The sequence below is a fragment of the Pandoraea pnomenusa genome, from assembly GCF_040391475.1.
Lineage (GTDB): Bacteria > Pseudomonadota > Gammaproteobacteria > Burkholderiales > Burkholderiaceae > Pandoraea > Pandoraea pnomenusa_C.
Genome location: NZ_JBEBXS010000035.1, coordinates 24,953 through 44,162, shown reverse-complemented (window position 1 = coordinate 44,162; position 19,210 = coordinate 24,953). Strand labels below are relative to the sequence as shown.

At 59.7% G+C, this 19,210-nt stretch carries 33 protein-coding genes; 32 read left to right on the top strand and 1 reads right to left on the bottom strand.

Annotation, left to right across the window (positions count from 1 at the left end):
• From ABWO90_RS23555 to dsbD, 32 genes are all read left to right on the top strand, one after another.
• Positions 1–428, top strand: a 428-nt coding sequence (locus ABWO90_RS23555) for an EF-Tu C-terminal domain-related protein (RefSeq protein ID WP_353193634.1), incomplete at its 5' end; no start/stop codon positions are given.
• A 113-nt stretch (positions 429–541) separates the two neighbouring features.
• Complete coding sequence (gene rpsJ / locus ABWO90_RS23550; protein ID WP_010804138.1) at positions 542–853, top strand: 30S ribosomal protein S10; 312 nt, start codon at positions 542–544, stop codon at positions 851–853.
• A 205-nt stretch (positions 854–1,058) separates the two neighbouring features.
• Positions 1,059–1,715 (top strand): 50S ribosomal protein L3, encoded by a 657-nt coding sequence (gene rplC / locus ABWO90_RS23545; RefSeq protein WP_353193633.1) that lies wholly within the window; start codon positions 1,059–1,061, stop codon positions 1,713–1,715.
• A gap of 2 nt (positions 1,716–1,717) precedes the next feature.
• Entirely contained in the window at positions 1,718–2,338 is a 621-nt protein-coding gene (rplD, locus tag ABWO90_RS23540; RefSeq protein WP_010804136.1) for a 50S ribosomal protein L4, read from the top strand.
• The gene (gene rplW, locus ABWO90_RS23535) at positions 2,335–2,649 is read left to right on the top strand and encodes a 50S ribosomal protein L23 (RefSeq protein ID WP_010804135.1); all 315 of its coding nucleotides are present in this window, start codon (positions 2,335–2,337) and stop codon (positions 2,647–2,649) included. Before rplD ends, rplW begins: the two co-directional genes overlap by 4 nt.
• 2 nt (positions 2,650–2,651) lie before the next feature.
• Positions 2,652–3,482, top strand: coding sequence for a 50S ribosomal protein L2 (rplB, locus tag ABWO90_RS23530; protein WP_353193632.1), 831 nt, complete (start codon positions 2,652–2,654; stop codon positions 3,480–3,482).
• 13 nt (positions 3,483–3,495) lie between these two features.
• Positions 3,496–3,771 carry a 30S ribosomal protein S19 gene (rpsS, locus tag ABWO90_RS23525; RefSeq protein WP_010804133.1) on the top strand — a complete coding sequence of 92 codons (276 nt, stop codon included), beginning with the start codon at positions 3,496–3,498 and terminating at the stop codon, positions 3,769–3,771.
• Positions 3,772–3,781: 10 nt separating this feature from the next.
• A complete protein-coding gene (gene rplV, locus ABWO90_RS23520; RefSeq protein WP_023593826.1) occupies positions 3,782–4,111 on the top strand; it encodes a 50S ribosomal protein L22 in 330 nt (109 codons plus the stop codon).
• A gap of 9 nt (positions 4,112–4,120) precedes the next feature.
• Positions 4,121–4,924 (top strand): 30S ribosomal protein S3, encoded by an 804-nt coding sequence (gene rpsC / locus ABWO90_RS23515; protein ID WP_023593827.1) that lies wholly within the window; start codon positions 4,121–4,123, stop codon positions 4,922–4,924.
• A 2-nt stretch (positions 4,925–4,926) separates the two neighbouring features.
• Positions 4,927–5,343: a 50S ribosomal protein L16 gene (gene rplP, locus ABWO90_RS23510; RefSeq protein ID WP_010804130.1), complete on the top strand. Its 417-nt coding sequence runs from the start codon at positions 4,927–4,929 to the stop codon at positions 5,341–5,343.
• 14 nt (positions 5,344–5,357) lie between these two features.
• On the top strand, positions 5,358–5,552 hold the full coding sequence (gene rpmC, locus ABWO90_RS23505) for a 50S ribosomal protein L29 (protein ID WP_010804129.1): 195 nt from the start codon (positions 5,358–5,360) through the stop codon (positions 5,550–5,552).
• Positions 5,549–5,821, top strand: coding sequence for a 30S ribosomal protein S17 (gene rpsQ / locus ABWO90_RS23500; RefSeq protein WP_353193631.1), 273 nt, complete (start codon positions 5,549–5,551; stop codon positions 5,819–5,821). The genes rpmC and rpsQ overlap by 4 nt, the downstream gene beginning before the upstream one ends.
• 265 nt (positions 5,822–6,086) lie before the next feature.
• A complete protein-coding gene (rplN, locus tag ABWO90_RS23495) occupies positions 6,087–6,455 on the top strand; it encodes a 50S ribosomal protein L14 (RefSeq protein WP_010804127.1) in 369 nt (122 codons plus the stop codon).
• 11 nt (positions 6,456–6,466) lie between these two features.
• Positions 6,467–6,775: a 50S ribosomal protein L24 gene (gene rplX, locus ABWO90_RS23490; RefSeq protein WP_023593828.1), complete on the top strand. Its 309-nt coding sequence runs from the start codon at positions 6,467–6,469 to the stop codon at positions 6,773–6,775.
• A 19-nt stretch (positions 6,776–6,794) separates the two neighbouring features.
• Positions 6,795–7,334, top strand: a complete 540-nt coding sequence (gene rplE / locus ABWO90_RS23485) for a 50S ribosomal protein L5 (RefSeq protein ID WP_023593829.1) — start codon at positions 6,795–6,797, stop codon at positions 7,332–7,334.
• A gap of 7 nt (positions 7,335–7,341) precedes the next feature.
• Positions 7,342–7,647, top strand: a complete 306-nt coding sequence (gene rpsN / locus ABWO90_RS23480) for a 30S ribosomal protein S14 (RefSeq protein WP_023593830.1) — start codon at positions 7,342–7,344, stop codon at positions 7,645–7,647.
• Between the two features lie 13 nt (positions 7,648–7,660).
• On the top strand, positions 7,661–8,056 hold the full coding sequence (gene rpsH / locus ABWO90_RS23475; RefSeq protein ID WP_010804123.1) for a 30S ribosomal protein S8: 396 nt from the start codon (positions 7,661–7,663) through the stop codon (positions 8,054–8,056).
• 15 nt (positions 8,057–8,071) lie between these two features.
• The gene (gene rplF, locus ABWO90_RS23470) at positions 8,072–8,605 is read left to right on the top strand and encodes a 50S ribosomal protein L6 (protein WP_353193630.1); all 534 of its coding nucleotides are present in this window, start codon (positions 8,072–8,074) and stop codon (positions 8,603–8,605) included.
• Positions 8,606–8,616: 11 nt separating this feature from the next.
• Positions 8,617–8,982: a 50S ribosomal protein L18 gene (gene rplR / locus ABWO90_RS23465; RefSeq protein ID WP_039393713.1), complete on the top strand. Its 366-nt coding sequence runs from the start codon at positions 8,617–8,619 to the stop codon at positions 8,980–8,982.
• 13 nt (positions 8,983–8,995) lie between these two features.
• Positions 8,996–9,514, top strand: coding sequence for a 30S ribosomal protein S5 (gene rpsE, locus ABWO90_RS23460; protein ID WP_010804120.1), 519 nt, complete (start codon positions 8,996–8,998; stop codon positions 9,512–9,514).
• Positions 9,515–9,525: 11 nt separating this feature from the next.
• Positions 9,526–9,708 carry a 50S ribosomal protein L30 gene (gene rpmD, locus ABWO90_RS23455; RefSeq protein ID WP_010804119.1) on the top strand — a complete coding sequence of 61 codons (183 nt, stop codon included), beginning with the start codon at positions 9,526–9,528 and terminating at the stop codon, positions 9,706–9,708.
• A gap of 11 nt (positions 9,709–9,719) precedes the next feature.
• On the top strand, positions 9,720–10,154 hold the full coding sequence (gene rplO, locus ABWO90_RS23450; protein ID WP_039393709.1) for a 50S ribosomal protein L15: 435 nt from the start codon (positions 9,720–9,722) through the stop codon (positions 10,152–10,154).
• Positions 10,155–10,177: 23 nt separating this feature from the next.
• Positions 10,178–11,515 carry a preprotein translocase subunit SecY gene (secY, locus tag ABWO90_RS23445; RefSeq protein WP_039406340.1) on the top strand — a complete coding sequence of 446 codons (1,338 nt, stop codon included), beginning with the start codon at positions 10,178–10,180 and terminating at the stop codon, positions 11,513–11,515.
• A 9-nt stretch (positions 11,516–11,524) separates the two neighbouring features.
• Positions 11,525–11,743 (top strand): translation initiation factor IF-1, encoded by a 219-nt coding sequence (gene infA / locus ABWO90_RS23440; protein WP_010804116.1) that lies wholly within the window; start codon positions 11,525–11,527, stop codon positions 11,741–11,743.
• A 19-nt stretch (positions 11,744–11,762) separates the two neighbouring features.
• Positions 11,763–11,879 carry a 50S ribosomal protein L36 gene (gene rpmJ / locus ABWO90_RS23435; RefSeq protein WP_010804115.1) on the top strand — a complete coding sequence of 39 codons (117 nt, stop codon included), beginning with the start codon at positions 11,763–11,765 and terminating at the stop codon, positions 11,877–11,879.
• Between the two features lie 35 nt (positions 11,880–11,914).
• Positions 11,915–12,280, top strand: a complete 366-nt coding sequence (rpsM, locus tag ABWO90_RS23430; RefSeq protein ID WP_353193629.1) for a 30S ribosomal protein S13 — start codon at positions 11,915–11,917, stop codon at positions 12,278–12,280.
• Between the two features lie 17 nt (positions 12,281–12,297).
• Complete coding sequence (rpsK, locus tag ABWO90_RS23425) at positions 12,298–12,702, top strand: 30S ribosomal protein S11 (protein ID WP_010804113.1); 405 nt, start codon at positions 12,298–12,300, stop codon at positions 12,700–12,702.
• Between the two features lie 152 nt (positions 12,703–12,854).
• The gene (gene rpsD, locus ABWO90_RS23420) at positions 12,855–13,478 is read left to right on the top strand and encodes a 30S ribosomal protein S4 (protein ID WP_353193628.1); all 624 of its coding nucleotides are present in this window, start codon (positions 12,855–12,857) and stop codon (positions 13,476–13,478) included.
• Between the two features lie 105 nt (positions 13,479–13,583).
• Positions 13,584–14,561, top strand: coding sequence for a DNA-directed RNA polymerase subunit alpha (locus tag ABWO90_RS23415; protein WP_039393697.1), 978 nt, complete (start codon positions 13,584–13,586; stop codon positions 14,559–14,561).
• Positions 14,562–14,716: 155 nt separating this feature from the next.
• Positions 14,717–15,109, top strand: coding sequence for a 50S ribosomal protein L17 (gene rplQ, locus ABWO90_RS23410; protein WP_023593838.1), 393 nt, complete (start codon positions 14,717–14,719; stop codon positions 15,107–15,109).
• A 194-nt stretch (positions 15,110–15,303) separates the two neighbouring features.
• Entirely contained in the window at positions 15,304–15,636 is a 333-nt protein-coding gene (cutA, locus tag ABWO90_RS23405) for a divalent-cation tolerance protein CutA (protein ID WP_353193627.1), read from the top strand.
• Positions 15,629–17,629, top strand: a complete 2,001-nt coding sequence (dsbD, locus tag ABWO90_RS23400; protein WP_353193626.1) for a protein-disulfide reductase DsbD — start codon at positions 15,629–15,631, stop codon at positions 17,627–17,629. Before cutA ends, dsbD begins: the two co-directional genes overlap by 8 nt.
• 189 nt (positions 17,630–17,818) lie before the next feature.
• On the opposite strand, the gene hemB is transcribed toward dsbD, so the two are convergent.
• A complete protein-coding gene (gene hemB / locus ABWO90_RS23395) occupies positions 17,819–18,817 on the bottom strand; it encodes a porphobilinogen synthase (RefSeq protein ID WP_353193625.1) in 999 nt (332 codons plus the stop codon).
• Positions 18,818–19,210 lie beyond the last annotated feature (393 nt).

Here is a 19,210-nt window from a genome sequence, read left to right as displayed (position 1 = left end):
AGACGACGTGCACGGGCGTGGAAATGTTCCGCAAGCTGCTCGACCAAGGTCAGGCAGGCGACAACGTCGGTATTCTGCTGCGCGGCACGAAGCGTGAAGACGTTCAGCGTGGTCAGGTTCTGGCCAAGCCGGGCTCGATCAAGCCGCACATGGAATTCACGGCCGAAGTGTACGTGCTGTCGAAGGATGAAGGCGGCCGTCACACGCCGTTCTTCAACAACTACCGTCCGCAGTTCTACTTCCGTACGACGGACGTGACCGGTTCGATCAGCCTGCCGGAAGGCAAGGAAATGGTCATGCCGGGCGACAACGTTTCGATCTCGGTCAAGCTGATCGCTCCGATCGCCATGACCGAAGGTCTGCGTTTCGCAATCCGCGAAGGCGGCCGTACGGTGGGCTCGGGCGTTGTTGCCAAGATCGTTGCCTAATACGGATTGATCGACGGCGAGGGGCTTCGGCCTCTCGTTGTTGAATTGTTGTTTGCTCTTTGTGATTTACCCGGCACCCGAACGAGGGCTGCCACGCTCTTTGGAGAATTTCCATGCAGAACCAAAAGATCCGTATCCGCCTGAAGGCTTTCGACTACCGCCTGATCGACCAGTCGGCCGCCGAAATCGTTGAAACCGCCAAGCGCACTGGCGCGATCGTCAAGGGCCCGGTGCCCCTGCCGACCCGTATCGAGCGTTTCGACATCCTGCGCTCGCCGCACGTCAACAAGACGTCGCGCGACCAGCTCGAAATCCGTACGCACCAGCGCCTGATGGACATCGTCGATCCGACGGACAAGACCGTCGACGCGCTGATGAAGCTCGACCTGCCGGCTGGCGTCGACGTCGAAATCAAGCTGCAGTAAGGCTTACGAGCGACTTTGCTCTCGGAAGCCCCGCCAATGCTGGACCGGCGGGGCTTTTGTTATGCGATTTAGCAACACTTGTCAAGCGATAAAAGTCCGTCTATAATAGCGGGCTCAAGTGTAGTTTTGAAAAGATGGTCCACGTCCGTGGTCCATCCTTTTGTCATTTAGCCCCGGCCAATCGCAGTCGGGAATGGAGAAAATCATGAGCCTTGGCCTTGCTGGTCGCAAGGTTGGCATGACGCGTATTTTCACGGAAGACGGTGATTCGATCCCCGTTACCGTGATCGACGTGTCTAACAACCGCGTGACGCAAATCAAGACGGATGAAACGGACGGCTACACCGCCGTTCAAGTTACTTTCGGTAAGCGTCGCGCCACGCGCGTGACCAAAGCCGCCGCTGGCCACTTCGCGAAAGCGGGTGTGGAAGCCGGTGAAATCCTCAAGGAATTCCGCGTTGACGCCGCCAAAGCTGCAGAGCTGAAGGTGGGCGACGTTGTGACTACCGATCTGTTCCAGGTGGGCCAGAAGGTCGACGTGCATGGCGTGTCGATCGGTAAGGGCTACGCCGGTACCATCAAGCGCTACAACTTCGCATCGGGCCGTGCCTCGCACGGTAACTCGCGTTCGCACAACGTTCCGGGTTCGATCGGTATGGCGCAGGATCCGGGTCGTGTGTTCCCGGGTAAGCGCATGACGGGTCACCTGGGTGACGTCAACACGACGGTGCAAAACCTCGTGATCGCGCGTATTGACGCTGAACGTGGCCTGATCTTCGTGAAGGGTGCCATTCCTGGCGCCAACGAAGGCAAGGTTTTCGTGACCTCGGCTGTCAAGGCCAAACTCGCGAAGGGAGCGTAACAATGGAACTGAAGCTCCTGAATGAGCAAGGTCAGGAAGGCGCTGCTGTCAACGCGTCGGACGTCGTGTTCGGCCGTGACTACAACGAAGCGCTGATCCACCAGGTTGTGGTGGCTTATCAAGCCAACGCCCGCAGCGGCAATCGTGCGCAGAAGGACCGTGAACAGGTCAAGCACACGACCAAGAAGCCGTGGCGTCAGAAGGGTACGGGCCGTGCTCGTGCCGGTATGTCGTCGAGCCCGCTGTGGCGCGGCGGTGGCCGTATCTTCCCGAATTCGCCGGAAGAGAACTTCACCCACAAGGTCAACAAGAAGATGTACCGCGCCGGTGTGTGCTCGATTCTGTCGCAGCTCGCCCGTGAAGGTCGTCTGTCGGTCGTCGAGGACATCAAGCTGGATGCTCCGAAGACCAAACTGCTCGCTGAAAAGATCAAGGCCATGGGTCTTGAGTCGGTGCTGCTGATCACGGATAGCGTGGACGAGAACCTGTTCCTGGCCTCGCGCAATCTGGCTCACGTTGCCGTCACCGAGCCGCGTTTCGCCGACCCGCTGTCGCTCATCTACTTCAAGAAGGTGCTGCTGACGAAGGGCGCGATCGCCAAGATTGAGGAGATGCTGTCATGAGCGACGTGCGTAAAAACGACCATCGTCTGTACCAGGTCCTGCTCGCGCCGGTGATCTCCGAGAAGGCGACGCTGGTGGCTGACAAGAACGAACAAGTGGTGTTCCAAGTTGCACGCGACGCGAACAAGCAAGAAGTGAAGGCTGCTGTTGAGCTTCTCTTCAAGGTGGAAGTCGAGTCGGTGCAGATCCTGAACCGCAAGGGCAAGCAAAAGCGCTTTGGCCGCTTCATGGGTCGTCGCGACCACGAGAAGAAGGCATACGTTAGCCTGAAGCCGGGTCAGGAAATCAATTTTGAAGCGGAGGCCAAGTAATCATGGCACTCGTCAAAACGAAACCGACGTCGCCGGGCCGCCGTTCGCTGGTCAAGGTCGTCAACAAGGATCTGCATAAGGGCAAGCCGTTCGCCCCGCTGCTCGATACCAAGAGCAAGACCGCTGGCCGTAACAACAACGGTCACATCACCACCCGTCATATGGGTGGCGGTCACAAGCAGCACTACCGTATCGTCGATTTCCGTCGCAACAAGGACGGCATCACGGCGAAGGTCGAGCGTCTTGAGTACGATCCGAACCGTAGCGCGAACATCGCGCTGCTGTGCTACGCCGACGGCGAGCGCCGTTACATCCTTGCACCGAAGGGCATGACCGTCGGCCAGCAAGTGGTGAGCGGCTCCGAAGCGCCGATCAAGTCGGGTAACACGCTGCCGATCCGTAACATTCCGGTCGGTACCACGATTCACGGCATCGAACTGCAACCGGGCAAGGGCGCGCAAATCGCACGTGCTGCCGGTACGTCCGCCATGCTGCTGGCTCGCGAAGGCACGTACGCTCAAGTGCGTCTGCGTTCGGGTGAAGTCCGTCGCGTGCACATCGAGTGCCGCGCAACCATCGGTGAAGTCGGTAACGAAGAGCACAGCCTGCGCCAATTGGGCAAGGCCGGTGCGAAGCGTTGGCGCGGTATTCGCCCGACCGTTCGCGGTGTGGCGATGAACCCGGTGGATCACCCGCACGGTGGTGGTGAAGGTCGTACGGCTGCTGGTCGTCATCCGGTCAGCCCGTGGGGTCAGCATACCAAGGGTAAGCGTACCCGCTCGACCAAGCGCACCGACAGCATGATCGTTCAGCGTCGCGGCAAGAAGCGTTAATTGGAGCTAGCAAATGACTCGTTCTGTTAAAAAAGGTCCGTTTTGCGACGCTCATCTGCTGAAGAAAGTGGAAGCGGCAGCTGCATCGCGTGACAAGAAGCCGATCAAGACCTGGTCGCGTCGTTCGACCGTCCTGCCCGATTTCATCGGCCTGACGATCGCTGTACACAATGGCCGTCAACACGTGCCGGTGTACGTGACGGAAAACATGGTCGGCCACAAGCTGGGTGAGTTCGCACTTACCCGTACCTTCAAGGGCCATGCGGCCGACAAGAAGGCGAAGAAATAAGGGGCCGATCATGGAAGTGAAAGCAATTCATCGCGGTGCCCGTATCTCGGCGCAGAAGACGCGTCTGGTCGCTGACCAGATCCGTGGCCTGCCGCTGGAGCGTGCACTCAATGTCCTGACCTTCTCGCCGAAGAAGGCCGCGGTCATCATCAAGAAGGTGCTGGAGTCGGCAATCGCCAACGCCGAGCACAATGAAGGTGCTGACATCGACGAACTGCGCGTCAAGGGCATTTACGTCGACAAGGCGACCTCGCTCAAGCGTTTCACCGCGCGCGCCAAGGGCCGTGGTAACCGCATCGAGAAGCAAACCTGTCACATCACTGTGACGCTGGGCAACTAAGGGGTCACGATGGGACAGAAAATTCATCCGACTGGCTTCCGTCTGGCTGTCAGTCGTAACTGGGCTTCGCGTTGGTACGCCAACAACCAGAACTTCGCGCAGATGCTGAAGGAAGACATCGGCGTTCGCGAATATCTGAAGAAGAAGCTGAAGAACGCTTCGGTTGGCCGCGTGGTCATCGAACGTCCGGCCAAGAATGCTCGCATCACGATTTTCAGCTCGCGTCCGGGTGTTGTGATCGGCAAGAAGGGCGAGGACATCGAAATCCTCAAGGCCGAGCTGCAAAAGCGCATGGGCGTGCCCGTGCACGTGAACATCGAGGAAATCCGCAAGCCGGAAACCGATGCGCAGCTGATCGCCGACTCGATCGCTCAGCAGCTCGAGCGCCGTATCATGTTCCGTCGCGCCATGAAGCGTGCGATGCAGAACGCGATGCGTCTGGGTGCCCAGGGCATCAAGATCATGAGCGCCGGCCGTCTGAACGGTATCGAAATCGCCCGTACCGAGTGGTACCGCGAAGGTCGTGTGCCCCTGCACACCCTGCGCGCTGACATCGACTACGCAACCTCGGAAGCGAAGACGACGTACGGCATCATCGGTATCAAGGTGTGGGTGTACAAGGGTGACACGCTGGGCCGCAACGACGCTCCGGTGGCTGAAGAGCCGGCCGAAGAAAAGCGTCCGCGCCGCAACGCGCGTCCGGGCGACCGTCGCCCCCGTCGTGACGATGCTGGCGATAAGGCCGGCGCGAAGCGCGGTGGTGCACGCCGTCCGGCTGGCAAGCCTGAAGGCGACGCCAAGACTGGAGAATAATCATGCTGCAACCGAAACGCAGAAAGTATCGCAAAGAGCAGAAGGGCCGTAACACTGGCGTCGCCACCCGTGGCAACGAAGTGTCGTTCGGCGAATTCGGCCTGAAGGCGGTCGGTCGTGGTCGTCTGACGGCTCGTCAAATCGAAGCCGCACGTCGTGCCATGACTCGCCACATCAAGCGCGGTGGCCGTATCTGGATCCGTATCTTCCCGGACAAGCCGATCTCGCAAAAGCCGGCAGAAGTGCGTATGGGTAACGGTAAGGGTAACCCGGAGTACTACGTCGCCGAGATTCAACCGGGCAAGATGCTGTACGAAATGGACGGTGTGGATGAAGCGCTGGCGCGCGAGGCGTTCCGCCTGGCTGCAGCCAAGCTGCCGATTCAGACGACGTTCTTCGTACGTCGCCTTGGCGCCTGAAGGGAGAATTTGAAATGAAAGCATCCGAACTTCGTGCCAAGGATGTCGACGGCCTGAACAAGGAACTGTCGGATCTGTTGAAGGCCCAATTCGGTCTTCGCATGCAAGCGGGCACCCAACAGCTGAGCAACACCAGCCAGCTGAAGAAGGTGCGCAAGGACATCGCGCGTGTGCGTACCGTGTTGACTGAGAAGGCGAGCCAGAAATGAACGATACCGCTAAGACCTCGCTGAAGCGTACCCTCGTGGGTAAGGTTGTCAGCGACAAGATGGACAAGACGGTTACCGTGCTGGTCGAGCGTCAAATGAAGCACCCGCTCTACGGCAAGTACATCGTGCGTTCGAAGAAGTACCACGCGCACGATGAGACCAACCAGTACAAGGAAGGCGACATGGTCGAGATTCAAGAATCGCGTCCGCTGTCGAAGACCAAGGCCTGGACGGTCTCCCGTCTCGTGGAAGCCGCCCGTATCATCTAAGGCGCGCTGAAGCGAAGGCTTGACTTGCAAGTCCGGAATTATCATTGTATAATTCCGGACTTTCCGCTTCTTTCGCCAAAACCGGTCTTTGGTTTCGCAAGGGAGTGGATGGCTTCCGAAGCCGATTCGTATCCTCTACGGGTCTGGTCGAGGTAGCAAAGTTGTCCACTTTTGAACGACTCAACCCAAACAGTACCCTTTGGTGCTGACGGGGACCAAGACTGACCGACGCCTAGGTGTCGGATTAAGTTGGGAAGATAACACCATGATTCAAACTGAAACCCGGCTCGAAGTAGCCGACAACACCGGTGCGCGTGAAGTGATGTGCATCAAGGTGCTGGGCGGCTCCAAGCGTCGCTACGCCGGCATTGGCGACATCATCAAGGTCAGCGTGAAGGATGCTGCCCCGCGTGGTCGCGTCAAGAAGGGCGAAATCTATAACGCAGTGGTCGTGCGCACCGCCAAGGGCGTGCGTCGCCAGGACGGTTCGCTGGTCAAATTCGACGGCAACGCCGCCGTGCTGCTGAACACCAAGCTCGAGCCGATCGGCACCCGTATCTTCGGGCCGGTTACGCGTGAACTGCGTACCGAACGCTTCATGAAGATCGTGTCGCTGGCCCCGGAAGTGCTGTAAGGAGCCGACACATGAACAAGATTCGCAAGGGTGACCAGGTCATCGTGCTGACGGGTAAGGACAAGGCCAAGCGTGGCACGGTCCTGGCCGTTGATGGCGACAAATTGGTCGTCGAGGGCGTGAACGTTGCTAAGAAGCACGTGAAGCCGAACCCGATGAAGGGCACGCAAGGTGGCGTGGTCGACAAGACGATGCCGATCCACGTGTCGAACGTGGCGCTGGTGGATGCCAATGGCAAGCCGTCGCGCGTAGGCATCAAGGTCGAAGACGGCAAGAAGGTCCGCTTCCTCAAGACGACCGGCGCGGTCGTCGGTGCCTAAGTCGCAGGGAGTATAGATAATGGCCCGTTTGCAAGAATTCTATAAAGACAAGATTGTCGCCGAGCTGACTAAGCAGTTCGGTTACAAGTCTGTCATGGAAGTGCCGCGCATCACCAAGATCACCCTGAACATGGGCCTTGGTCAAGCCGTCGCTGACAAGAAGATCATTGAGCACGCCGTTGGCGACCTGACGAAGATCGCCGGCCAGAAGCCGGTGGTGACGAAGGCTCGTAAGGCTATCGCCGGTTTCAAGATCCGCGAAGGTTACCCGATCGGTACGATGGTGACGCTGCGCGGTGAGCGTATGTTCGAATTCCTGGATCGTTTCATCACCGTGGCTCTGCCGCGCGTGCGTGACTTCCGTGGTATTTCGGGCCGTGCGTTCGATGGTCGTGGCAACTACAACATCGGTGTGAAAGAGCAGATCATTTTCCCCGAAATCGAGTACGACAAAATCGACGCGCTGCGTGGGCTGAACATCAGCATCACCACCACCGCGAAGACTGACGAAGAAGCCAAGGCTCTTCTGTCGGCGTTCAAATTCCCGTTCCGTAACTGAGGTAATCGTGGCTAAACTGGCACTTATCGAACGCGAAAAGAAGCGCGCCCGTCTGGCGGCGAAGTACGCTGACAAGCGTGCTGCCCTCAAAGCGATCATCGAAGACACCAGCAAGTCGGAAGACGAGCGTTATGAAGCACGCCTGGCGCTGCAACAGCTGCCGCGTAACGCCAACCCGACGCGTCAACGCAATCGTTGCGACCTGACCGGCCGTCCGCGCGGTACCTTCCGCAAATTCGGCCTGGCCCGTAACAAGATCCGTGAAATCGCCTTCCGTGGCGAAATCCCGGGCGTGACCAAAGCAAGCTGGTAATAGGAGAAGCACCATGAGCATGAGCGATCCTATCGCCGATATGCTGACTCGCATCCGCAACGCTCAGATGGTTGAGAAGGCATCGGTAAAGATGCCCTCGTCCAAGCTGAAGGTCTCGATCGCCAAGGTCCTCAAGGACGAAGGCTACATCGAAGACTTCGCGGTTGAAGCAGAAGAAACCAAGCCGGTGCTGAACATCGCACTGAAGTACTACGCTGGCCGTCCGGTGATCGAGCGCCTCGAGCGCGTTTCCCGCCCGGGTCTGCGTGTGTACAAGAGCCGCAACGACATCCCGCAGGTCATGAATGGCCTGGGCGTTGCAATCGTCTCGACCCCGAAGGGCGTGATGACCGATCGCAAAGCACGCGCCACCGGCGTGGGCGGCGAAGTCATCTGCTACGTGGCCTAACCGAGGAGCGCTGAAATGTCTCGAGTAGGTAAGAGTCCTATTGCACTCCCGAAGGGCGTTGACGCAACGCTGACGGGCAACGTGCTGACGGTCAAGGGTGCCCTGGGTTCGCTGACCCGCGGCGTGAACACCCTCGTGAACGTCAAGATTGAAGACGGCACCATCACCTTCGCCCCGGCCGACGAAAGCCGTGAAGCGAATGCGCTGTATGGTACGGAACGTGCACTGGTCAACAATATGGTGACCGGTGTGAGCAAGGGTTTCGAAAAGAAGCTGCAACTCGTTGGCGTGGGTTACCGTGCCAAGGCTGAAGGTAACAACCTGAAGCTCGAGCTGGGTTTCTCGCACGATGTCGTGCATGCCATGCCGGAAGGCGTGAAGGCAGAGACCCCGACGCAGACGGAGATCATCATCAAGGGCGTTGATAAGCAACGCATCGGACAAGTGGCTGCGGAAGTTCGCGGTTACCGTCCGCCCGAGCCTTACAAGGGCAAGGGCGTCCGCTATGCGGACGAGGTGGTGATCCTCAAGGAAACCAAGAAGAAGTAAGGGTGCGAAACATGGACAAGAAACAATCTCGTGTGCGCCGCGCTCGCCAGACTCGTATCAAGCTGGCAGCCCAAAAGGTGCATCGCCTTTCCGTGCATCGCACCAACGTGCACATTTACGCGCAAGTTTTCTCGGAAGACGGCACGCAAGTGCTGGCCAGCGCTTCGACGCTGGAAGCCGAAGTGCGCAAGGAACTGGGCGACAAGGAAGGCAAGGGCGGCAACGCTGCCGCTGCTGCGCTGATCGGTCGTCGTATCGCCGAGAAGGCGAAGGCCGCCGGCATCGAAAGCGTGTCTTTCGACCGCTCGGGCTTCCGCTATCACGGTCGCGTCAAGGCTCTGGCCGACGCTGCCCGTGAAGCCGGCCTCAAGTTCTAAGTAAGGATCCGTCATGGCAAAGATGCAAGCGAAAGTTCAGGCTGACGAACGCGACGACGGCCTTCGCGAGAAGATGATCGCGGTCAACCGTGTCACGAAGGTTGTGAAGGGTGGCCGTATTCTCGGTTTTGCCGCGTTGACCGTGGTTGGTGACGGCGATGGCCGCATCGGCATGGGCAAGGGCAAGGCGAAGGAAGTCCCGGTTGCCGTTCAAAAGGCAATGGAACAAGCCCGCCGCAACATGTTCAAGGTGCCCCTCAAGAACGGCACCCTGCAACACAACGTTCTCGGCCAGCATGGCGCCTCGCGCGTCCTGATGTCGCCGGCGAAGGACGGTACTGGCGTGATCGCCGGTGGCCCGATGCGTGCGGTGTTCGAGGTGATGGGCGTGACCAACGTGGTGACGAAGAGCCTTGGCTCGACGAACCCGTACAACCTGGTCCGCGCCACGCTCGACGGCCTGAAGAAACAATCGACTCCTGCTGACATCGCCGCTAAGCGTGGCAAGTCGGTGGAAGAGATCCTCGGCTAAGGGTGATCAATATGTCGCAGCAAACTGTGAAAGTTAAGCTGGTCAAGAGCCTGATCGGCACGCGCGAAGAACATCGTGCGACCGTGAAGGGTCTGGGCCTGCGTCGCCTCAATTCGGTCAGCGAGTTGCAGGATACGCCCGCTGTGCGGGGCATGATCAACAAGGTCTCGTACCTTGTGAAGATCGTCGACTGAGCGAGGGCAAAATGGAATTGAATTCGATTAAGCCGGCAGAAGGCGCCAAGCACGCCAAGCGCCGCGTTGGCCGTGGCATCGGTTCGGGTCTGGGTAAAACCGCCGGCCGTGGTCACAAGGGTCAGAAGTCGCGTTCGGGCGGCTTCCACAAGGTGGGCTTCGAAGGCGGTCAAATGCCGCTGCAACGTCGTCTGCCGAAGCGTGGCTTCAAGTCGCTGACGCGTCGTTTCGTGGGCGAAGTTCGCCTGTCGGACCTGAACAACCTGCCGGTCGACGAGATCGATCTGTTGGTTCTGAAGCAGGCCGGTCTGGTGAGCGAGCTGTCGCTGTCGGCCAAGATCATCGCCGCAGGCGAGATCACCCGCAAGGTCGTTGTGAAGGGTCTGGGCGTCACCAAGGGTGCGCTCACCGCCATTCAAGCGGCTGGCGGTTCGGTCGCAGAGTAAGTTAGGACACCCCGGAGCCAGCATTGGCCAAGTCTCCTAATCTCGCTAAGCCTGGTACGCAGGGCCCGAAGTATGCGGATCTGCGCCGGCGGCTGGTTTTCCTGCTGCTGGCGTTGATCGTCTACCGTATTGGTGCGCATATCCCGGTGCCGGGCATCGACCCCGATCAGCTGGCGCAGTTGTTCCAGCGCCAGTCGGGCGGGATCCTGGGCATGTTCAACATGTTCTCGGGCGGTGCGTTGTCGCGTTTCACGATTTTCGCGTTGGGGATCATGCCGTACATTTCGGCGTCGATCATCATGCAGCTGCTGGCGATGGTTTCGCCGCAGTTGGAAGCCTTGCGTAAGGAAGGCCAAGCCGGCCAACGCAAGATCACGCAGTACACCCGGTATTTCACGGTTGTGCTTGCGCTCTTCCAGGCAGCCGCGATTGCAGTGACGTTGGAAAGCGAGCCGGGGCTCGTCGTCGATCCGGGCATGCTGTTCCGCCTGACGACGGTGATCACGCTCGTGACCGGCACGATGTTCCTGATGTGGCTGGGTGAGCAGATCACCGAACGCGGCCTCGGTAACGGTATCTCGATCATCATCTTTGGTGGTATCGCGGCCGGTTTGCCGAACGCTGTGGGTGGCTTGTTCGAGCTCGTCAGCACTGGTTCGATCGGCCCGTTCTCGGCGATCGTGATCTGTGTCCTCGTGGTGCTCGTGACGTTCTTCGTCGTGTTCGTCGAACGTGGTCAACGCAAGATCCTGGTGAACTACGCCAAGCGTCAGGTCGGCAACAAGGTGTACGGTGGTCAGGCTTCGCACCTGCCGCTCAAGCTGAATATGGCAGGCGTGATTCCGCCGATCTTCGCGTCGTCGATCATCCTGTTCCCGGCAACGATTGCAAATTGGTTTGGCGCGGGTGATAACGCGCGCTGGCTCAAGGATATTGCAGCGAAGTTGTCGCCGGGTCAGCCGATCTACGTGATGCTCTACGCACTGGCAATCGTGTTCTTCTGCTTCTTCTACACCGCACTGGTGTTCAACAGCAAGGAGACCGCCGAGAACCTGAAGAAGAGCGGCGCGTTTGTCCCGGGGATTCGTCCGGGCGACCAGACGGCGCGGTATATCGACAAGATCCTGACGCGTTTGACGCTGGCAGGTGCAGCTTATGTCACCCTGGTGTGTTTGCTGCCTGAGTTTCTGGTGTTGCGCTGGAATGTCCCGTTCTACTTCGGTGGAACCTCACTGCTGATTATCGTGGTGGTGACGATGGACTTCATGGCGCAGGTGCAGTCTTATGTAATGTCGCAACAATATGAGTCGCTGCTCCGCAAAGCGAATTTCAAGGGCGGCAATAACATGACGCTTCGCTGATCCGGGATCATGTCGAAAGACGACGTTATTCAAATGCAGGGTGAGGTCCTTGAAAACCTCCCCAATGCCACCTTCCGGGTAAAGCTGGAAAATGGCCATGTAGTACTCGGACATATTTCCGGCAAGATGCGGATGCATTACATCCGTATCCTTCCCGGGGATAAGGTGACGGTAGAGTTGACGCCCTACGATCTGTCGCGTGCGCGGATCGTCTTCCGGGCGAAGTGATTAGAGAGAGGGAATTGTCATGAAAGTTTTGGCATCTGTTAAGTGCATCTGCCGCAATTGCAAGTTTGTTAAGCGCAAAGGCGTGCTGCGTGTGATCTGCAGTTCGGATCCGCGCCACAAGCAACGTCAGGGCTAATCGGCCTTTAACGCTATTTAGTTGGGGAATTACGAATGGCTCGTATCGCAGGGGTTAACATCCCGAACCACCAGCACACCGCAATCGGCCTGACGGCTATTTTCGGTGTCGGCCGTACCCGCGCTCGCCAGATTTGCGACGCCGCTGGTGTGGCTTACTCGAAGAAGGTCAAGGACCTCGACGACGCCGATCTCGAAAAGCTGCGTGATCAAGTCGGTCAACTGACGGTCGAAGGCGATCTGCGTCGTGAAGTGACCATGAACATCAAGCGCCTGATGGATCTGGGCTGCTATCGTGGCATGCGTCACCGCAAGGGTCTGCCGCTTCGCGGTCAGCGCACCCGTACCAATGCGCGTACCCGTAAGGGCCCGCGTAAGGCCGGCGTTTCGCTGAAGAAGTAACCAGAGGATAGGAACTCATGGCTAAGCAACAGAACAACGCCGCTTCGCAGCGCGTTCGCAAGAAGGTCAAGAAGAGCGTTGCCGAAGGCGTCGTGCACGTCCACGCTTCGTTCAACAACACCATCATCACGATCACCGATCGTCAGGGCAATGCGCTGGCATGGGCGACGTCGGGTGGCCAGGGCTTCAAGGGTTCGCGTAAGTCGACCCCGTTCGCTGCCCAGGTTGCTGCTGAGTCGGCTGGCCGCGTGGCACTGGAATACGGCGTGAAGAACCTCGAAGTTCGCATCAAGGGCCCGGGCCCGGGTCGCGAATCCGCGGTTCGTGCACTGAATGCGCTGGGTATCAAGATCACGGCCATCTCGGACGTGACGCCGGTCCCGCACAACGGCTGCCGCCCGCCGAAGCGTCGTCGTATCTAAGACGCGTAAGAAAATCCTGCTATAATCGCGGGTTCGCGCACGGTCTCGGCCGTGCGCGTAGCAATTTCTAAGACCACCGTCCGGTACATTGGTACCGGACTTGCGTAGTGGGCAAAGCTCGCTGCGTCAAATTTTGAGATAAAGGAACAACCGTGGCACGTTATATCGGCCCGAAGGCCAAACTCTCCCGTCGTGAAGGTACTGACCTCTTCCTGAAGAGCGCACGTCGCTCGCTCGCCGACAAGTGCAAGCTGGATAGCAAGCCGGGTCAGCATGGCCGCACCTCGGGTGCTCGTACGTCGGACTACGGCAACCAGCTGCGCGAAAAGCAGAAGGTCAAGCGTATTTACGGCGTGCTCGAGCGTCAGTTCCGTCGCTATTTCGCGGAAGCCGACCGTCTCAAGGGCAACACGGGTGAAAACCTGCTGCAAGTGCTCGAGTCGCGCCTGGACAACGTCGTGTACCGCATGGGCTTTGGTTCGACGCGCGCTGAAGCGCGCCAGCTGGTCGGCCACAAGGCGATCGTGCTGAACGGTGTTGTTGCCAACATCCCGTCGATCAAGGTCAAGGCCGGTGATGTGATCACCGTTCGTGAAAAGGCCAAGAAGCAAGTGCGTATTCAAGAAGCACTGTCGCTGGCCGAACAAGTCGGTTTCCCGATCTGGGTTTCGGTTGACGCCAAGAAGATGGAAGGCACTTTCAAGGCACTGCCGGAACGTAGCGATATCGCAGGCGACATCAACGAAAGCCTGATCGTTGAATTGTATTCGCGTTAATCCGTATGATGCTGACGCGCCTCACGGCGCGTTTTGCGTTCCGTGCAGGTTGTCATCCATCAGCCTTATCGGTGTAACGAGCCGAGGGTATTGAAAAGGAAACCTATGCAAACCAGTTTGTTGAAGCCCAAGATCATTGCGGTTGAGCCGGTCGGTGAGCATCACGCCAAAGTCGTGATGGAGCCGTTCGAACGTGGCTATGGCCACACCTTGGGCAACGCGCTTCGCCGCGTGCTGTTGTCGTCGATGGTGGGCTATGCGCCGACCGAAGTGACGATCGCCGGCGTTGTGCATGAATACTCCACCATCGATGGTGTCCAGGAAGATGTCGTCAACTTCCTGTTGAACCTCAAGGGTGTGGTGTTCAAGCTGCATAACCGTGACGAAGTCACCGTTACGCTGCGCAAGGATGGTGAAGGTGTGGTGCGTGCTTCGGACATCGAAGTGCCCCACGATGTGGAACTGATCAACCCCGATCACGTGATCGCGCATCTGGCCAAGGGCGGCAAGCTCGACGTTCAGATCAAGATCGAAAAGGGTCGTGGTTATGTCCCGGGTAACGTGCGCCGTTATGGCGACGAATCGGCCAAGGTGATTGGTCGTATCGTCCTCGACGCGTCGTTCTCGCCGGTCAAGCGTGTGAGCTACGCGGTCGAATCGGCCCGTGTGGAACAGCGTACCGACCTGGACAAGCTCGTGATGAACATCGAAACCAACGGTGTGGTCTCGCCGGAAGAAGCGATCCGTCAATCGGCTCGCATCCTCGTCGACCAACTGTCGGTGTTCGCTGCGCTGGAAGGCACGGAAGCCGCCAGCGAAGCGCCGTCGCGTGCGCCGCAGATCGATCCGATCCTGCTGCGTCCGGTGGACGATCTCGAGTTGACGGTGCGTTCGGCCAACTGCTTGAAGGCCGAAAACATCTACTACATCGGCGACCTGATCCAGCGTACCGAGAACGAATTGCTCAAGACCCCGAACCTGGGTCGCAAGTCGCTCAACGAGATCAAGGAAGTGCTTGCCTCGCGTGGCCTCACGCTGGGCATGAAGCTCGAAAACTGGCCGCCGGCTGGTCTCGAGAAGTAAGGTGTAATGACATGGCCGCCCTTGGGCGGCCGTGTCGCTACGTAAGTGCGGCGCGTCGGAATGTTCCGATACGGCCGATAGCGAAGGTACCGGCCCGCGGTGATCGTCACCGATAGAAGAGCTTGGTCGAAAACTCTGTTTAAAGGAAAGTTGAAATGCGTCACCGTCATGGTTTGCGTAAACTGAATCGTACCAGCAGCCACCGTCTGGCAATGCTGCGTAACATGTCGAACTCGCTGCTGCAACACGAAGCGATCAAGACCACGCTGCCGAAGGCCAAGGAACTGCGTAAGGTCGTCGAGCCCCTCATCACCCTCGGTAAGAAGGACACGGTGGCTAACCGTCGTCTGGCGTTCAATCGCCTGCGCGATCGTGAAATGGTCACGAAGCTGTTCAACGAGCTCGGCCCGCGTTTTGCCAACCGTCCGGGCGGCTACCTGCGTATCCTGAAGATGGGTTTCCGCGTGGGTGACAATGCGCCGATGGCTTTCGTCGAACTGCTGGATCGTCCGGAAGTCGACACGGAAGCGCCGGAAGTCGCTGAGTAAGCGATGAAGCGCAACAGTCCCTCGGGACTGTGAGTCGTAAAAGAAGCCAGGTCACCGACCTGGCTTTTTTTATTTTCGGGGTGTTTTCCGAAGATCGGCTGGTCCCATTCCCGAAATCACGCGTCGATTGCGCAAGTTTTTCGGCGTCAGTGTACAGTGAACAATCCTTACGCTTGAGCTGTCTACCGCACATCATGGATGCCCTTCTCATCGTCATGACGACGTTCCCCGACGAGGCCAGCGCCGAGTCCGCCATCGACGGCATGCTCGCCGGTCGGCTGGCGGCGTGCGTGCAGCGGATGGCGCCGGTGCGTTCGAGCTATCGGTGGCAGGGCAAGCGCGAGACGAGTGTGGAAATCCCACTCATGATCAAAACCGCTGCCGGGCGCTACAGTGCGCTGGAGCAGTACATCAAGGAACACCACCCTTACGACGTGCCGGAAATCGTCGCCTGGCCGGCCAGCGCGGCACTACCGGCGTATGCACGATGGGTGGAGGATGAGACCCGGGGGGAGTTGCATGTCTGATGTCACGACGATGGACGCACTGGCGGGCGGAAGCGCTCGGCAGATGGGGGAAAACGTCCACGTACCGCTGCAGAAACGTGTTTGGCGCATCTGGTGGCTCGCACTGAGCCTCGTTGCCGTGATGCTGATGGCATTTGCCGGACGCGCACAGGCCGCTGACGATTTTCTCGATCCTGATGTCGCATTCAAGGTCGCGAAGACGGAGCAGCCGGGTGTGATCGTGCTGCGTTTCGATGTCGCGAAGGGCTATTACCTCTACCGGGAGCGTTTCGCTTTCGCGGCCGATAATCCGGCCGTGACACTTGGTGCACCGACGTTCCCGAAGGGCGAGGTCAAGCACGACGAGACCTTCGACAAGGACATGGAGGTCTATCACGAGCCGATCGAGGTGCACATACCTGTCAGCCAGGCGAGCGGGCCGTTCACGCTGAACGTCACCATGCAAGGGTGCGCCGACAAGGGGCTTTGCTATCCGCCGATGGACAAGCCGCTGAAGATCTCGGCGGCGGCAATCGGTGCGGCATCGGGCGGGTCCGGGGGCGCCGTATCGACGGCCGGACCGGTCTCGCAGGCTTTGCTTGGTGCGAGCCCGCAAACGTCGAATGCGTCGCCGACAGCGAATGCGGCCAATGCGGCGCCGGTGGCATCGAATACCTCCGGCGGATGGTTGTCGGCCCGTGAGGACTACAGCGAGGCGGAGCGGATTCTCTCGGGTGGCAACTTCGCCGTGGCACTGGGTATCTTCTTCGGGTTGGGCCTTGCGCTGGCATTCACGCCGTGCGTCCTGCCGATGGTGCCGATTCTCCTGTCGATCGTCGCCGGACAGGCCGCCAGCCGCGGCAAGGCCGTTCGTCTGGCGATCGCCTACGTGCTGGGCATGGCCATCGTGAACACGGTTATCGGCATTGCGGCCGGGTTGCTGGGGCAGGGCCTCATCGCGTTCTTGCAGACGCCGTGGGTGCTGGCCACGTTCGCGCTGCTGATGGTGGTGCTCTCGCTGTCGATGTTCGGGATGTATGAGATCCAGCTCCCCTCGGCGCTTCGCTCCCGCATTGACGATGCCGCGCGCAAGCAGCAGTCGGGACAGTGGATCGGCGCCGCCATGATGGGCGTGCTGTCAGGGCTGATCGTGAGCCCGTGCGTCACGGCGCCGCTGGCTGCTGCGCTGGCGTTCATCGCGAAGACCGGGGATGCGGTCTTCGGTGGCGCGGCCCTGTTCGCGCTGTCGCTCGGCATGGGCTTGCCGCTGGTGATTCTCGCGGGTGGCGGCGGTGCACTGCTGCCGAGAGCGGGCGCGTGGATGGACGGCGTGAAGCGGTTCTTCGGCTTCCTGCTCCTCGGCGTGGCGCTGTGGATCGTGCGTCCGTTGCTGCCGACGCCGATCCTGCTGCTGGCGGCGGGTGTCCTGCTGTTGGTCGCGGCGACGTTCATGCGCGTTTTCGATAGCCTGCCCGATGGCTCGAGCGGCGCGCGACGCCTGCTCAAGGGGCTTGGTGTGGCCGTCGCGCTGCTGGGGGCTGTCGCATTGGTCGGGGCCGCCGCAGGCGCGCGCGATCCGCTGACGCCGCTCGCCGGATTGACGACGGTCGCTTCGGGCGGTGCCATTGCCGGTGTGCCGGCAACCGAAGGTGTGAAGTTCCAGCAAGTGAAAAACGTTGGGGAGCTCGATCGGTTGGTGGCCACGGCGGGACGTCCCGTGATGTTCGATTTCTACGCCGACTGGTGTATCAGTTGCAAGGAGATGGAGCGCTACGTCTTCACGGACCCGCGCGTCAAAGCACGTCTCGATCAAATGGTTCTGGTGCAGGCCGACATTACGGCAAACAACGCCGACGACCGGGCGCTGCTCAAGCGATTCGGACTGTTCGGTCCGCCGGGCATCATTTTTTTCGACGGCACCGGCAAGGAGATCGACGGCACGCGGGTGGTCGGGGCGCAGTCGGCTGACCAGTTCCTTCGCAGCCTGGAGAAGGCCTACGGTCCGGCCGCCTGATGGGGCAGTGACGTCCTGAGTTTCGGCTTTGACGTCATCCGTTGGATCGCAGGTCGTGCAGCATCAACGCTGTTTCGCCAGCCAATAAAAAACGGCCAACCCGAATCCGGGTGGCCGTTTTTTGTGTACGCAGTGGCGCGACCTCGGTGGCGACGCCAACCGGCTACCGCACCAATACCCTTGCGCCCGTCATGCCTGCGCGCGAATCAGGCGTGCGGCGTCGAGCGCAAAGTAGGTCAGGATGCCGTCGGCACCGGCGCGCTTGAACGCCAGCAGCGACTCCATCATGACCTTGTCGTGGTCGAGCCAGCCATTCTGGGCCGCAGCCTTGAGCATGGCGTATTCGCCGCTGACCTGATAGGCGTAGGTCGGGAAGCGGAACTCGTCCTTCACTCGGCGAACGATGTCGAGATACGGCATGCCGGGCTTGACCATTACCATGTCCGCGCCTTCCTCGATGTCGAGCGCGACTTCACGCAGCGCTTCGTCCGAATTGGCCGGGTCCATCTGATACGTCATCTTGTTGCTCTTGCCCAGATTCGAGGCCGAGCCGACGGCGTCACGGAACGGACCGTAAAACGCCGAAGCGTACTTCGCTGCGTACGCCATGATGCGCGTATGAATGTGGCCGTTCGCTTCGAGTGCCTCGCGAATGGCGCCGATACGCCCGTCCATCATGTCGGACGGTGCCACGATATCCACGCCCGCTTCCGCTTGCGTGAGCGCTTGCTTCACGAGGATTTCGGTCGTTACGTCGTTGATGACGTAACCGTTCTCGTCGAGCACGCCATCCTGGCCGTGGCTCGTGTACGGGTCGAGTGCGACGTCGGTCAGCACGCCGAGATCCGGGAAGTGGCGCTTGAGCTCGCGAACGGCACGCGGGATCAGACCATCGGGGTTCGTGGCTTCGATGCCGTCGGGAGTCTTCAGCGAGGCCTCGATGTTCGGGAACAGCGAAATGACCGGCACGCCGAGCGTGACGCACGTATCGGCCACACGCAGCAGTTCATCGACCGACACGCGTTCGACGCCAGGCATCGAATCGACCGCTTCACGGCGGTTTTGCCCGTCAAGGACGAACACGGGATAGATGAGGTCGTCGCACGTCAGGTGGTTTTCGCGCATCAGACGGCGCGAGAAGTCATCGCGTCGCATGCGGCGCGGGCGAAGCAGGGGGTAGGAACTCATGCGATCGGTCCTTTGGACGAAAGAATGGCGCGTGGAAATTTCCCGCGAACCTGTCGTGCCGGCGTGTCCCGAAATCGGGATGTCGTTGCGGCCGACTCAACGATTCCGTAAGCGGAAAGGCGAGCAAAAAATGGCGCTTGCCGGGAAACTTTCGAACGCATGGTATATCATACCAACCGGATGTTCGCACTGCGTGCGGCGTCCCCCGCTTCTCCTCCCTGAGCGGGCGCCTGTCGTTCTACGATAAGGCTTATTTAAACCCGCCGTGCCTACACGGCGGTTTTTTTATGTGCGCGCGAATCGTCACGCCGACACCCCCGGCAGCCCTGCGTTGCGGCGCCATCGAAGTCACATCATCCGTTCGGCCGAGGGCACATCACGCGTGTCCGATGC